The sequence below is a fragment of the Erythrobacter sp. HL-111 genome, from assembly GCF_900105095.1.
Classification (GTDB): domain Bacteria; phylum Pseudomonadota; class Alphaproteobacteria; order Sphingomonadales; family Sphingomonadaceae; genus Erythrobacter.
In genome coordinates this window covers 109,375-124,278 of sequence record NZ_LT629743.1, presented here as the reverse complement: position 1 = coordinate 124,278, position 14,904 = coordinate 109,375, and the positions used below count along the sequence as shown (strand labels likewise).

General features: G+C 67.4%; 10 protein-coding genes. 6 read left to right on the top strand and 4 right to left on the bottom strand.

Annotated features, from left to right (window positions below):
- The first annotated feature begins 34 nt into the window (after window positions 1-34).
- The 4 genes from purC (at window position 35) to purQ (ending at window position 5,353) form a co-directional block, all read left to right on the top strand.
- Complete coding sequence (gene purC / locus BLU08_RS00600) at window positions 35-832, top strand: phosphoribosylaminoimidazolesuccinocarboxamide synthase (RefSeq protein WP_090194016.1); 798 nt, start codon at window positions 35-37, stop codon at window positions 830-832.
- Window positions 833-1,294: 462 nt separating this feature from the next.
- Window positions 1,295-4,168 (top strand): pitrilysin family protein, encoded by a 2,874-nt coding sequence (locus tag BLU08_RS00595; RefSeq protein ID WP_090194014.1) that lies wholly within the window; start codon window positions 1,295-1,297, stop codon window positions 4,166-4,168.
- 250 nt (window positions 4,169-4,418) lie between these two features.
- Window positions 4,419-4,664, top strand: coding sequence for a phosphoribosylformylglycinamidine synthase subunit PurS (purS, locus tag BLU08_RS00590; RefSeq protein ID WP_090194011.1), 246 nt, complete (start codon window positions 4,419-4,421; stop codon window positions 4,662-4,664).
- A complete protein-coding gene (purQ, locus tag BLU08_RS00585; RefSeq protein ID WP_090194009.1) occupies window positions 4,664-5,353 on the top strand; it encodes a phosphoribosylformylglycinamidine synthase subunit PurQ in 690 nt (229 codons plus the stop codon). Before purS ends, purQ begins: the two co-directional genes overlap by 1 nt.
- An 11-nt stretch (window positions 5,354-5,364) precedes the next feature.
- On the opposite strand, the gene BLU08_RS00580 is transcribed toward purQ, so the two are convergent.
- The 3 genes from BLU08_RS00580 to BLU08_RS00570 all read right to left on the bottom strand — a co-directional run bounded on the left by BLU08_RS00580 (window position 5,365) and on the right by BLU08_RS00570 (window position 10,694).
- Window positions 5,365-7,611 carry a bifunctional diguanylate cyclase/phosphodiesterase gene (locus BLU08_RS00580; RefSeq protein ID WP_090200812.1) on the bottom strand — a complete coding sequence of 749 codons (2,247 nt, stop codon included), beginning with the start codon at window positions 7,609-7,611 and terminating at the stop codon, window positions 5,365-5,367.
- 209 nt (window positions 7,612-7,820) lie between these two features.
- Window positions 7,821-9,665, bottom strand: coding sequence for a glutamine--fructose-6-phosphate transaminase (isomerizing) (glmS, locus tag BLU08_RS00575; protein WP_090194006.1), 1,845 nt, complete (start codon window positions 9,663-9,665; stop codon window positions 7,821-7,823).
- 117 nt (window positions 9,666-9,782) lie between these two features.
- Window positions 9,783-10,694, bottom strand: a complete 912-nt coding sequence (locus BLU08_RS00570; protein ID WP_090194004.1) for a DMT family transporter — start codon at window positions 10,692-10,694, stop codon at window positions 9,783-9,785.
- Window positions 10,695-10,852: 158 nt separating this feature from the next.
- Here BLU08_RS00570 and BLU08_RS00565 point away from each other — a divergent pair, with 158 nt between their 5' ends.
- Window positions 10,853-11,884 (top strand): glycosyltransferase family 2 protein, encoded by a 1,032-nt coding sequence (locus tag BLU08_RS00565; protein WP_090194002.1) that lies wholly within the window; start codon window positions 10,853-10,855, stop codon window positions 11,882-11,884.
- Window positions 11,881-13,404, top strand: coding sequence for a glycosyltransferase family 39 protein (locus BLU08_RS00560; protein ID WP_157674399.1), 1,524 nt, complete (start codon window positions 11,881-11,883; stop codon window positions 13,402-13,404). The genes BLU08_RS00565 and BLU08_RS00560 overlap by 4 nt, the downstream gene beginning before the upstream one ends.
- Window positions 13,405-13,464: 60 nt before the next feature.
- On the opposite strand, the gene BLU08_RS00555 is transcribed toward BLU08_RS00560, so the two are convergent.
- The gene (locus tag BLU08_RS00555) at window positions 13,465-14,835 is read right to left on the bottom strand and encodes an IS1380 family transposase (protein WP_090193770.1); all 1,371 of its coding nucleotides are present in this window, start codon (window positions 14,833-14,835) and stop codon (window positions 13,465-13,467) included.
- Between the last annotated feature and the right edge of the window lie 69 nt (window positions 14,836-14,904).

Below are 14,904 nucleotides of genomic sequence, written 5' to 3'. Positions count from 1 at the left end.
CTCCCCTCTTGACGCGAGGCACCAGAAAGCCGCCATGTCCCGCCGCACCAAGATTTACGAAGGCAAGGCCAAGATCCTCTACGAGGGGCCAGAGCCCGGCACGCTGATCCAGTATTTCAAGGACGATGCGACCGCCTTCAACGCGGAAAAGAAGGGCACGATCAACGGCAAGGGCGTGATCAACAACCGCATCAGCGAACACGTCTTCACCCGCCTCGCCCATATCGGCATCCCGACACATTTCATCCGCCGGCTGAACATGCGCGAACAGCTGATCCGGCAGGTCGAGATAATTCCGATCGAAGTCGTGGTCAGGAACGTCGCGGCGGGGTCCATCTCGAAGCGCCTCGGCATCGAGGAAGGCGAACCCCTCCCGCACACGCTGATCGAATATTACTACAAGGACGATGCGCTGGGCGATCCGCTGGTCGCCGAAGAGCACATCGCCTGTTTCAACTGGGCCAGCAACGAGGAGATGCACGACATTTCCTCGATGGCGATTCGGATCAACGATTTCCTGTGTGGGATGTTCGCGGCGATCGACATCCGCCTCGTCGATTTCAAGATGGAGTTCGGACGGCTCTACGACGGCGATTTCAGCCGCGTGATACTCGCCGACGAGATCAGCCCCGACAGCTGCCGGCTGTGGGACATGACGAGCGGCGAGAAGCTCGACAAGGACCGCTTCCGCCGCGACCTCGGCGGCGAGGAACAGGCCTATCGCGAGGTCGCTCGCCGGCTCGGCCTGCTCGCGGGAGAGGAGAACGGGCCGGGCGAGGTGCTCGACCTTTCGACCCACCGCTCGCGGATGCGGACCCCGCCCAAGAAATAGCCGCCCCGCACCCCCGCGCGGGGCTTTTTTCCAGACATGGACGCACGGCCTGCCATAAGGGCGGGCGGGCCGCCACGCATTGCGCGTGGCCGTCCGCTTGCGCCGCTCCGCCTGCCCGAAAAACGGGCAGCGGCGTCCTGCCCGTTTTCGCTGCACGCCATCGGCCCCTGCCCGTGCTTCGGGCAGCGCCGCGGGCGATGACACCCGCGCCTAGCGCGCGCCCTGCACAGGTTTTCGTTCCTGCCTGAAAAACGGGCCCCTGCACGAGGGCAAGCGCTGCCCGTTCAGCGGGCAGTCAAGCCGCTTGCGGCAAGGGCCTGCCAGGCCAGCCGCTCCTTTAGCGGCAGGATCTCGCCGCCGTGCTTCCCTCGCGGACAACGCCCGCGCACGGGTATGACAAAGCGGCGGGGGCAGCTAGGCTGCCATGCGAACACGACATTTTCGGGGCGTACACGACTGCACATGATTGCGACACTGCGACTTTTCGTTGCGGGGCTCTGCCTCGCGCTTCTTCCGATCGTTTTCGCCCCGCTCCAGGCGCAGGACCCCGCGAGCGATACTCCCCCGCCGCCGCCGCAATGGCCGTTCGAGGCGAGCGACGTGCCGCTCGAACCCGGCTATGTCTTAGGCACGCTGCCCAACGGGATGCGCTACATCCTGCGCGAGAACGCCACGCCCGAGGGCACGGCGCTGGTGCGGATGCGGATCGGTTCGGGCTCGCTCGAGGAGCGCGAGGAGGAGCGCGGGCTGTCGCACTACCTCGAACACATGGCCTTCAACGGCTCGCGCCGGGTGCCCGAGGGGGAGATGATCAAGCTGCTGGAACGCGAAGGGCTCGCCTTCGGCGCGGACACCAATGCCTCGACCGGATACGAGGCGATCACCTACATGCTCAACCTGCCGCGCAATGATCCGGACCTGCTCGACACCGCGCTGATGCTGATGCGCGAGACCGCGAGCGAGCTCACCATCGATCCCGACGCGGTCGAGCGCGAGCGCGGCGTGATCCTTGCCGAGCGGCGCGACCGGGCGGGCTACGCGCTCGATGCCTACCGCGACGAGGTGGACTTCCTCGCACCGGGCGCGCGCTATGGAGCGCGACTGCCGATCGGCACGCTCGACGTGCTCGAACGCGCCGACGCGGCGGCGATCCGCGCGCTCTACGAACGCACCTATGTGCCCGCGAACACCGTGCTGGTCGTCGTCGGCGACTATCCGGTGAACGTGATGGAGGAAAAGATCCGCGCGCTGTTCGCCGACTGGGACGGCGGCCCGGCCCCGGAAGAGCCCGTCTCCGGGCCGATCGATGTCACCCGCAAGGGCGAAACCCGCATCCATCTCGATCCGGCGCTTTCCGAAAGCATCACCCTCACCCGCCTCGCGCCCTACCGGGACGAACCCGACACGCTGGCCGCGCGCGAACGCAGCACGCTGCGCTCGATCGGCTATGCCATCGTCAACCGCCGCCTCGCCGCGCTCGCCCGCGGGGCGGATGCGCCCTTCAGCTCGGCACGGTTCGGCTCGGGCGACCTGTTCGAGGATGCGCGCATCACCCGGCTCAGCGTGAACACGCCGGACGGCGAATGGCGCGGCGGGATGCTGGCGGCGGTGCAGACGGTGAACGAGGCGCTCGAATACGGCTTCACCCAGGCCGAGCTCGACGAACAGGTCGCGGGCCGGCGCACGGGGCTCGGGAACCTCGTCGCTGCCGCCGCTTCGCGCACCCACGCCGCCTTCGCGAACGCGGCGCTGCGCCTGGTGGACGAGGAGGTGATCCCGACCGATCCCGCCTTTGCCCTGGGCTTTTTCGAGGAGCTGGCCGAGCGGATAACGCCCGAGGCCGTCCACGCGGCGCTGCGCGAGGATGCCATCCCGCTGAAAGAGCCGCTGATCCGCTTCGAGGGCCGCAGCGCCCCCGAAGGCGGCGAGGCGGCGTTGCGCGCGGCGTTCACCGAGGCGATGGCGCTTCCCGTCGCGCCGCCGAACGAGGCGGCCGCGGCCGAGTTCGCCTACGGCGATTTCGGCGAGCCGGGCACGGTCGCGGAGGACCAGGTGGACGAACGGCTCGGTATCCGCCTCGTCACCTTCGAGAACGGCGTGCGGCTCAATCTCAAGCGCACCGACATCCGCGAGGACCGGCTGCAGGTCTTCGTCGCGGTGGATGGCGGGCAATTGCTCGAGACGAAGGATGATCCGCTCGCCACCGCAATGATTTCCGCGCTCGCCGGGGGCGGGCTCGGCGCGCACAGCGAGGACGAACTCGCGACGATCCTGGCCGGGCGCACCGTCAGCTTCGGCATGTCGTCGGGGGCCGACAGGTTCGCCATGTCCGCCGCGACGACGCCGCGCGATCTCGCGCTGCAATTGCGGCTCTCCGCGGCGCTGCTGACCGATCCGGGCTACCGTCCGGAGGGCGAGGAGCGCTATGCGCGTTCGATCGAGGACTATTTCGCCAATCTCGACGCCACCCCGGCGCGCGCGCTGGGCGCCGCGCTGGGCGGGCTCCTGTCGGACGGCGATCCGCGCTTCACCCTGCAATCCGAAGAGGCCTATCTCGCCAGGGATTTCGCCGCCCTGCGCGAAGTGGTCGAGGACCGCTTCGCCAAGGGCGCGATCGAGGTCGCGGTGGTCGGCGATATCGACGAGGACGCGGCGATCGCGGCGGTCGCGACGACGTTCGGCGCACTCCCCCCGCGCGAGGCCGAGTTCCGCGAGCGGCCCGAGGCGCGCCGGCGCAGCTTCACCGCCGATCGTTCCCCGCGCGTCCTCACCCATGCGGGCGAGCCGGACCAGGCGCTGCTGCGGCTGACCTGGCCGACGACCGACGATTCGGACCACGGAGAAAGCCTGCGCCTCGCCGTCCTCGCCCGGGCGGTGCAGGTCGAACTGACCGAGCGCCTGCGCGAAAAGCTCGGCCAGGCCTATTCGCCGGGGGCCAACTCCTCGCCGAGCCGGACCTACGAGGGTTACGGCACGTTCCAGGTCCAGGCCGCGCTCGACGTGGCGGCGGTCGATGCGGCGCGCGACGCGATCCGCGGGCTGGTCGAGGATTTCCGCGCCGGGGCGGTGGATGCGGACACGCTCGAACGGGCGAAGCGGCCGCTGCTCGAGGATTACCAGAACGCGCTCAAGAACCTCGGGGGCTGGATGGGCCTCGTCGCCCGGGCGCAGAGCGAGCCCGAGCGGATCGACCGCTGGCTTGCCGTTCCCGGGCGCCTGGACGCGATCGGCCTCGAGGACATCGCCGCGACCGCCCGGCGCTGGCTCGACCCCGAAGAGGCGCTCGAGGTGCTCGTCCTGCCGAAAGCCGCCTGCACCGCAGAGGCAGACTGCTGAGGCGCCGTGGGCGCGCTGACGTGCAAGCACAAAAAAGGGCCGGCGAGTCGCCTCTCGCCGGCCCCATTCTGTCACAGTTCCGGGTTGCGATTGCCCCGGCGTCTCTGGTTGTGACGCCTTGGTAATCGACCCCGAAGGAAACGCCAACCACCCGCGGATCGTCCACGAAGGCCTTGAGGAAACCCCTCCCCCTTGGCGTCCGGCCCCGCTATAGGGCGCCGCAACCCACTCCAGCCGCAGGAACAGTCCCATGAAAGTCCGCATCCTCGTCCGTCTCAAGCCCGGCGTGCTCGACCCGCAGGGCCGCGCGGTGCATCACGCGCTCGACGGGCTCGGCTTTGCGGGCATCGAGGACGTGCGGGTGGGCCGGATGATCGAACTGGAGGTTGCCGAGGACACTTCCGACGAGACGCTGGCGAGGATGTGCGAACAGCTGCTCGCCAACATGGTGATCGAGGACTACGCCATCGAACGGGTCGAAGGGGAGCGCGGCTGATGGGCTTTCGCGCGGGGGTCGTCACCTTTCCCGGCTCGAACTGCGACCGGGACATGGCCGTTGCGCTCGAAAAGGTATCGGGCGAACCGGCGATCCGCATCTGGCACGGCGATGCCAGCCTGCCCGACCGGCTCGACCTGATCGCGCTGCCGGGCGGCTTTTCCTATGGCGACTACCTGCGTTCGGGCGCGATGGCGGCGAAGAGCCCGATCCTGCGCGCGGTGGTCGAGGCGGCCGGGCGCGGCGTGCCGGTGCTCGGCGTGTGCAACGGGTTTCAGGTCCTGACCGAGGCGGGCCTGCTGCCCGGCGCGCTGATGCGGAACGCGAACCAGACCTTCATCTGCCGCACCGTGCCGCTCCGGGTCGACAACGCGCAGAGCCTCTTCACCGGCGCGTTCAGGCAGGGCGAGAGGATCCGCATCCCCGTCGCCCATCACGACGGCAATTATTTCGCCGACGAGACGACGCTCGACCGGCTCGAGGGCGAGGGCCGCGTCGCCTTCCGCTACGAAGAGACCTGCAACGGCTCGCGCCGCGACATCGCCGGGGTGCTGAGCGAAAACGGCCGCGTGCTCGGCATGATGCCGCATCCCGAACGCGCGATCGAACCGGCCAGCCATCCCTCGCTCGGCGGGACCGACGGGCGGCGCCTGTTCGAAGGGCTGATCGGCGCGCTCGCCTCCGCCTGAACCGGCCCGGTTCAGGCGCTCAGGCGGCGGCGCTGCGTCCTGAACAGGCGACGCGCTTCCTCGTTCGACATCGGGCGGCCGAAATAGAAGCCCTGGATCTTGTCGCAGCCCAGGTTGCGGATCAGCGCCGCCTCCTCGCCGTTCTCGACCCCTTCGGCCGTGGTGGTCATGTCGAGGCTCTTCGCCATCGCCACCACGGCGTTGATGATCGCGAGGCTTTCATTATTGCCCTGCGCCGCGCCCTGGACGAAGCTGCGGTCGACCTTGATCGTCGAGAAGCGCAGTTTCCTGAGGTATCCGAGGGAGGAATAGCCGGTCCCGAAATCGTCAAGCGCGACCGAACAGCCCAGCGCCATGACCTGTTCGAGCGCGTTGCGCGCGACGCTCGCATCGCGCAGGAAGATGCTTTCGGTCACCTCGACCTCGAGCCGTTCGGGCCGCAGCCCGCTCGCGGCGAGGGCATCGACCACGTCCTGGTGGAAATCGGGTTCGAGCAATTGTTCGGGCGAGACGTTGACGTTGACCTTGACCTCCTCGGGCCATTCGCGCGCCTCCATGCACGCCTTTCGCAGCACCCACTTGCCGATCGGCACGATCAGGCGGGTGTCCTCGGCGAGCGGGATGAACTTGCCCGGGCTGACGAAGCCGTGTTCGGAGGAATGCCAGCGCACCAGCGCCTCGAAACTGACGACCCGCTCGCTGCGCGCATCGACCACCGGCTGGTAATGCAGCAAGAATTCCTCGAGGCCGAGCGCCTTGCGCAGGGAAACCTCGAGCTGGCGGCGTTCCTCGGCCGAGGCGTGGAGGACCGGCTCGAACCGGCAATGCTCGCCCCCGCCGATGTCCTTCGCCTGATAGAGCGCGAGGTCGGCATTGCGCATCAGTTCCTCGACCGTCCTGCCGTCGCGCGGGCCGATCGCCGAACCGACGCTGGCGCCGACATAGAGCGTGTGCTGTTCGACCTGGTAGGGTTCGGAAAGCGTCTCGATCACGCGCCTCGCGACCGCGGGGACGCGTTCGCGGTCGCTCGCATCGCGGATCACGATCGCGAATTCGTCCCCGCCGAGCCGGCCGACCAAGAGGTCCTGGTCCATCAGCGCCTGGAGCCGGGCGGACACCTGCGCGAGCAGCTTGTCGCCGGTCATGTGGCCGAGCGAATCGTTCACCGCCTTGAAACGGTCGAGATCGACCATCAGCAGCGCGCAGCTCGAGCGCCATTTCTCGGCATAGCGCAGCGCATCGCCCAGCGCCTCGGTCAGCTGGAGCCGGTTGGGCAGCTGGGTGAGCGTGTCGAAGCGCGCGAGATAGGCGATCTTTTCCGACGACTCGCGCTGCTCGGTGACGTCCGAGCCGACCCCGCGGAACCCGTCGAAGCGGCCGCGCTCGTCGCGCAGGGGCGTGCCCGACAATTCCCACCAGCGCTTTTCCCCGTGGATCGTCACCTCGACCAGGAGGTTCGAGAAATTCTCCCGGTTCTTGAGCTTGTCGGCGAGTTCGTGGAGGCTTTCGGGATAGCGTTCCTCGCCCCAGCCCGCGCCGCTGACGAGTTCGAGCAGCGGTCGGCCCGTCACCGCCGCCTGCGAGGCGCCGAGCGCGAAGGCGAAACGCGGGGAAACCGAGCGCAGGCGGCGGGCGGTATCGACCTCCCACAGCCAGTCGGCCTCGTTCTCCTCGAATTCGCGCAGCAGGAGCGAGACGACTTCCTCCTTTTCCGCGATCGCCGTCTCGGCGAGCCGTGCGGCAAGGAAGCGGCGTCCGGTCTCGACCGCGCCGACGATCGAGACGATGGCGAAGACGATCGAGACGATCATCGTCACGAATTCGCCCTCCAGCGCCAGCGCCAGCGCCGTGCCCGTCCCGACGATCACCGCGAAGACGACGACGCCGAACGGTGCGGCGGTGTTGAAGAACATGCCGGCGGTGATGAGGATCGCGAGGATGTAGAGCAGCGCGCCGAAATCGCCCGGCGTGCCCATCGGACCGAAGCCGAGCACCGCGCCCGCCCAGAGCAGCCCCGAAAGCGCCGGGGTGAGCGTCTGCCGGTTGAAATCGCGCACCGTGATCTTGCGATGCCCGACCTCGCCAAGCGAGCGGTCGAACTTCGCCCCGCGCACGTGCACCGCCGCCAGTGCCGCCATCCACAGCGCGAGCGCGACCATGGGCACCGCGTCGCGGTAGATCGTCGCGACGAGCACCGCGAACAGCGCGTGGGCATAGGACTTCACGAAGGTCAGCCCGGCCAGCGCGGAATACTGCATCTCCCGCAGGCGCGCCCAATCCGCTCCGCCGCGATCGGTCAGGCCGAGCACGGCAAGGGCGGTCAATCCCGGCTGGTCGGGCTGCGCTGGAGTGGGGGCCTGTTCGCTCACGCGAGCGGCATTAACCGAGAAAGGTTAGAGCGCCGTAAAGCGTACGGGGTTTCCTGCCGAAATCGAACCGCCTTCAGGCGCCCCGGCGGCTGGCCGGTTCACTCCACCGTCACCGATTTCGCGAGGTTGCGCGGCTGGTCGACATCCGTGCCCTTGACCACGGCGACGTGGTAGGCGAGCAGCTGGACCGGGATCGCATAAACCAGCGGCGCGATCAGCGGGTGGACCACCGGCATTTCGATCGTGGCGAGGCAGCCCTCGCCCGCCTCGGCCAGCCCCTTCGCATCCGAGATCAGCACCACCTGCCCGCCGCGCGCGCGGACCTCCTCCATGTTCGAGACGGTCTTTTCGAACAGCGGCCCCGAAGGCGCGATCACGACCACCGGCACGGCATCGTCGATCAGCGCGATGGGCCCGTGCTTCATCTCGCCGCTGGCATAGCCCTCGGCATGGATATAGCTGATTTCCTTGAGTTTCAGCGCGCCTTCGAGCGCCAGCGGGTAGTCCTGCCCGCGTCCCAGATAGAGCACGTCGCGCGCCGGGGCGACGAGCGGGGCGATGGCGGCGATGTCCTCGTCGTGGTCGAGCGCCGCGTTCAATGCCGCGGGCGCCTCGAGCAGGTGGCCGACCACCTCGCGCTCCTCCTCGCGCGTGAAACGGCCCTTCTTCACCGCCATGTGCGCGGCGAGCGCGGCGAGCACGGCGAGCTGGCAGGTGAAGGCCTTGGTCGAGGCGACGCCGATTTCCGGCCCGGCATGGGTCGGCAGCAGCAGGTCGGCCTCGCGCGCCATGGTGCTGGTCGGCACGTTGACGACGACGCCGATCGTCTGGCCCTGCGCGCGGCAATGGCGCAGCGCGGCGAGCGTGTCGGCGGTCTCCCCGCTCTGCGAGATGAACAGGGCGAGCCCGCCCTCCTCCAGCACCGGCTCGCGGTAGCGGAACTCGCTCGCGACATCGACATCGACCGGCAGGCGGGCGAATCGCTCGAACCAGTATTTCGCGACCATGCCGGCATAGAAAGAGGTCCCGCAGGCGACCACGGTGAGCCGCCTGACCCCCGACAGGTCGAAATCGAACTGCGGCAGGGCAACCGTGTTGTCCTCGCGCCGCAGGTAGGAGCCGAGCGTCTGCGCGACCACGGTCGGCTGCTCGAATATCTCCTTCTGCATGAAGTGGCGGTAATTGCCCTTCTCCACCGCCGCTGCCGAGGCGCCGGAAGCGCGGATTTCGCGCGTCACCTTGTTGTTCTCGGCATCGAAGACCTGCGCCCCGCCGCGCGTCACCACGACCCAGTCGCCCTCCTCGAGATAGGAAATGCGCTGCGTCAGCGGGGCAAGCGCGAGCGCGTCGGAGCCGAGATACATCTCGCCCCCGCCCCCACCCTCGCCCTCGGGTCCGTATCCGACCACCAGCGGCGAGCCGAGCCGCGCGCCGATCAGCATGTCGGGATGGCTCCGGAACGCGATGGCGAGCGCGAAGGCGCCGCGCAGGCGCGGGAGCACCTCCTTCACCGCGTCGATCGGGTCCATGCCCGCCTCGACCCGGCTCGAGACCAGGTGCGCGACCACCTCGCTGTCGGTCTCGCTTTCGAAGGTCCGCCCTTCGGCGGCGAGTTCGGCGCGCAGTTCCTTGTAGTTCTCGATGATGCCGTTGTGGACGATCGCCACCTCGCCGGTCGCGTGCGGGTGCGCGTTGGTTGCGGTCGGGGCGCCGTGGGTCGCCCAGCGGGTGTGCGCGATCCCGGCATTGCCGGGCGCGGGTTCCTCTCCCAGCGCGCGGGCAAGATTGTCGAGCTTGCCCTCGGCCCGGCGGCGCACCAGGGCGCCTTCGTGCAGGGTGCAGATCCCGGCGCTGTCATAGCCGCGATACTCCATCCGCCTGAGGCCGTCGAGCAGCCGCTCCGCGACCGGCCGGCTGCTGACGATACCCATGATCCCGCACATGCGCTGTCACCCCCTTCAAGGCCCTGCGCGGCGGGCGCTGCGCCGCCCGTCGCCGATTCGCCTGCCGGTCTAGCGTTTCGCATCGCCGCGGCAAGCCCGCCCTTCCCGGATCGCCGCCTATCCGCGCCGGGCGCCCGCGCGCCAGAGATAGAGCCCCGCCGCAATGATCAGCGCCGCGCCCGCCATCGTGTAAAGGTCGGGCACGTTGTCGAACCACCACCAGCCCAGCCCCACCGCGACCAGCATCTGGACGTAGATCGCCGGGGCGATGGTCGATGCCCCCGCCCTGGCGGTGCCGATATAGACCAGCCAGTGCGCGCTGCTCGCCGTCACCGCGACGATCGCGCAGCGGGCGACGACGTGCCATTCGGGCCAGCCGAAATCGAGCGCGGGCACGCCCGAAAGCTTGGCCGCACCGGCAAGCGCGATCAGGATCGGCGCGCAGATGCCGGCGACGAAGACCTGCATCGACAGCGCGCTGCCCTGCCCCGCGCTCGCCCGGTTGGCGATCATCAGCAGGGCGAAGAAGGTCGCCGAGATAAGCGGCAGCAGCGCCGCGAGGCCAAGCTCGGCGAGATTGGGCCTGAGGATGATCGCGACGCCGGCGAGCGCGGCGAGCGAGACGAGGTAGACCGCCGGACGCACCCGTTCGCCCAGCAGCGGCCCCGCGAGCGCCTGCGTCAGCACGGGTGCGACAAATGCGATCGCCATGGCTTCGGCCAGCGGCATGATGTAGATCGCGGAGAAGAAGGCGACCGAAGCGAAGGCGAGACAGGCCCCGCGCGCCACCTGCAGCTTGGGATGGGTCGGGCGAAAGGCGCGCGGCCCCTCGGCCCGCAGCAGCAGCGCGGCGAGGCCGAGCGCGCCCAGCGAGAACCGCAGCGCGGCGACCGCAAAGGCCGGCCAGTCGGTCGCCATCGTCTTGACCACCGCATCGCCCACCGAAAGCAGCGCGAACCCGCTCACGGCGTAGGCTAGGCCGATAGCCCCTTCGTCCTGCCTGGCACTGATCGCGGTTCGCTTGAGCATGGGCCCCGGTGCGCGAAAGCGCTGCCCGCCGCAAGAGGCGAGCGGCGCGTTGCATGGTTTACGATTGCTTAAACCGGTTCCTGTAGCCCGCTCGCCAACGGCAATGGCGCGGCGGGAATCCATCCCGGTCCCGCGCAAGGGGGACCCGCGCGATCAGTATGACCAAGCTCATCATCCAGATCCCGTGCCTCAACGAGGCCGAAGTGCTTCCCGAAACAATCGCCCGGCTGCCGCGCAGGCTGCCGGGGATCGACGTGATCGAATACCTCGTCATTGACGACGGCAGCAGCGACGACACCTCGGGCGTGGCGCGCCGCTGGGGGGTGCATCACATCGTCCGGCACCGCCGCAATCGCGGACTTGCTGAAGCCTTCCGGTCAGGCATCGACAAATGCCTTGCCGAAGGCGCTGACATCATCGTCAACACCGATGCCGATGGCCAGTATGAAGGCGGCGACATCGCAAAGATCGTCGCCCCGGTGCTGGCGGGTGAGGCCGATATCTGCATCGGCGACCGCTCGGTTGCTCGCAACGAGCATTTCGGACCCGGCAAGCGCCTGCTCCAGCGGCTGGGCAGCGCTGTCGTGCGCACGCTTTCGGCGACCGATATCACCGATGCCGTCTCGGGCTTTCGCGCGATCAGCCGCGAGGCTGCGCAGCGGATCAACATCACGACCGAATTCAGCTACACCACCGACATGCTGATCCAGGCCGGGCGCAAGCGTCTGGCGATCACCTCGGTCCCGGTCCGCACGCACGGGCCGACGCGGCCCTCGCGGCTGTTCAAGTCGATCCCGAAATTCATCCAGCAAACGGGCGTTACGATCCTGCGCGCCTATACGACGTTCAACGCGCTGCGCGTCTTTGTCGGGCTGGGCTTGCTTGCAACGCTGATCGGGCTGTTCCCGATCGGCCGCTTCCTGTGGTTCTTCGCCAATGGCGATGGAGACGGACACATCCAGTCGCTGGTCATTGGCGGCGCGCTGCTGACCGTCGGTGTGCTGGTATCAACGCTCGGCATCCTGGCCGATCTGATCGCGACCAACCGCAAGCTGATGGAAGCCACGCTGCATAAGCTGCGCATGCTTGAGGAGAGGCTCGCCGCTGCCGAGGACCGGGGCGCGCGGACTGATGGCGTCATGCCCGCAAGCCGGGCGGCGATCGAACCGGTGAAGAGGCGCCGCCCATGAAGGCTGTCACCGCGCGAGGCGCGCCGGCGCTGGGTCGTGCCTTGCCCCGCGCCATGCCTGGCAAGGCTTCCGCAGTCTGGCCTTACGCCCTTATCGGGCTGCTGGTCGGTTTGCATCTTACAATGGCGCTTTGGCGCGGGATCAACTGGGACGAGTTCTGGTTCTACAACCAGGTTCAGGTCGTGGCCCGGGGCGAATGGATTCAGCCGCTCCAGACGATCCATACACGCGCGCTTATCTGGCTTTCCTCACTTCCAGGCAATTCGATCGAACACATCATTGTCGCGCGCATGATCATGATGGCATTCCTCGCCGTGATCGCGGCGGGCATATACGCAACCGCCAAGGCCTTTACCGACCATCGCACCGCGCTTCTTTCGGTAGCTGTCTATCTAGGCGCAGGCTTTGTCCTGCAGCACGCCACTTCTTTCCGGGTCGATCCGATCGTGACGGCCTTCCTGACAGCCGCGCTCGCCATCGCGGCGCGCACGCGCCTGCGCTGGCCATCGATGCTTGCGCTGGGCGCGCTGATAGGCATGGCTGCGATGGTCACCATCAAGATGGTCCTGTGGGTTCCCGTCTTTGCCGGGATCGCATTGTGGCGCTGGCACGATGTCGATTTCGACCGGACCTACCCGCTGCGCTGGGTGGCCGCCGCGCTTGTCTCGGCCATCATGTTCGCCGCTCTTTACACGCTGCACTCATCGGGTGCCTCCCCGCAGGCAAACGCATCCGCCACGAATACACTGAGCTTTGCGGGCGGCAAGATGTTCGGCCTGCTGCATTCGCCCTATCTCGCCATGCTAGGCAAGGCGGCGGCCATTTCGATCCCGCTTGCGCTTGCTGCCTTGTTGGCTCCACCAACGGTGATGCGACTGCAATTGCCGCTGGGGAAACGCATCGCCTTGTTGGGACTATGGGTGCCGCTGCTTACGCCACTCTTCTACCATAACAGCGCCCCCTACGTTTACGTCTTCCTCCTGCCGCCGGTCGCCATCGTGAGCGCCCTTGCGCTGCGCGTTCTCGTCGAGCGATATGGCGAAACGCTGGTGATGGGCTTCATCGCTCTAAACGCGCTGGCGGTCTGGGTGGTGGACGAACGCCGTGTCTTACCAAGGCAGCAGGCGCTTATCGAAGCCGTGCACAAAGTTGTGCCCGAAAAGGTCCATTATTTCGATTGCTGCGGCATGATGGGTTCCTACACAAAGGCCAACGAATTCCTGACATTCATTGGGACCCTAAAATATTTCGAGCGCGGACATCCCGAATATGTCGAAGGCATGGCCAACGAGCCAGTTCCGCTCCTCATCGACAACAACCGGAACTTCACCGCGCTTTTCGATGAAGGCGATGGGCGCAAGTTCCTCGCCGAAGACGCCAAGGCCCTTGGCGAGACCTATCCTCTCTTATTCACGGCGATGCGGTTGGGCGCCTCTCGGCGCGAGCTTGACGCCACTGCTGCGTGCGGCGGCGTAGAGCGGGCGTGCGGCACCGCTGGCGTCTGTTTCACCGCGCTGTGATCGATGGGCTTTTCTGGTTGAAGGACTTGGCTCGGGGTTTCTGCGGCACTGCCGCGCCCGCTACGTCGGCGCAGGCTTGAGCGCGAGAACGATGGCACGCATCAGATCGGCATCGGGGCACGCAGAGGCGAACGCTACGCGGATTCGGGTGGCGCTTTCCATGACGCGGGCAGCAACCTTGAGCAGCCGCAGGCGCAGGGTCGTAAACTCGGCTTTTGCCAGAGCGGTGGTCTTTGGGATCGCCTGCTGAACGCGCCACAGCAGCCAGTAGGCAGCGGTGTGCAGGATCAGGCGCATCTGGTTGGCGTTCGCCGACCGGCACGAGGTGCGGTCACTGGCCAGCTGGGTCTTGTGCAGCTTGATCAAGTTCTCGGCCTGCCCGCGCGCACAGTAGAGCGTGTCATAGATGTATTCAGCCGAGCCTTGGGTTAGCGATGTGACGACATAGCGGATATCCATGCCCAGCGTGCTGGCCTCGATCCTGGCGACGACGCGGCGCTGGCGGTTCCAGCTCTTCGCGCCGTAGCGGGTCTCGGCATAGCTGCGCAGGACCGGGAGTTGGCACTCGGCGCGGCGGACCGCGCAGGCATCGGCGGCAGTGACGATAACCGGATCAGCGCGCAGCGCGGCGTTGGTCGGCAGACCGAACACGTAATCGACATGGGCCGCCTCGCAGAAGGCCATGACCTCGGGCCGTCCATAATGCCCGTCACCGCGGATGGTGATGTGGGTATCGGGCCAGTGGCGGCGAAGATGGCGCACCAGACGCCGGATATGCCCTGCCGCCTCCTTGCCCGAAGGCGTCTTGCCCGTGCGCAGCAGCATCGCCACCGGCCGGCCCGTTGCCGTGTCGTAGACATGGATCGGCAGGAAGCAGCGCTCCCCATGATGTCCGTTCCAGAAGGAGAGTTGCTGATAGCCGTGCACGACGTCGCAGGTGTCATCGATATCCAGCGTCACCGCCGCCGGCGGAGTGGGGTAGCTGGCGCAGTAGATGTCGATCATGATCCCCAGCATCTTTGCCAGCTCGCGCGTGCTCGGCGCATTCTCCCAGCGGCTCATCGTCGGTTGGCTGGCCAACCCCGCACCCGATCCCGGCAGCTTGCCCAGCGCAAGGCGGAAGCCCGGATCATCGCGCAGAGCGTCGAGATCATCGGCATCCTCATAGCCGCAGGCGATCGCGAACATCCGCGCGCGCAGGATATCTTCAAGCCGATGAACCACCCGAGCAGGATCGCGCGGATCGGCAATACACGCCGCAAGCCGCTGGCAGAGCCCCATCATGCGCTCGGCCTGAGCCAGCACCAGGACCCCGCCATCCGAGGTCAGCCTGCCGCCGTCAAACGCAGCTGTGACCTTCTTGCCGCGCACTGCTGGAAACGAAAATACGGACGCGCTATCATCGCATCCGGCGGGTGTGGTCTGTGGCATATTTTGCCCCGTTGCAGGTCTGGCTTAAGCAACCACATTCCTACAACAATGCAAATGCTTACGCCACTC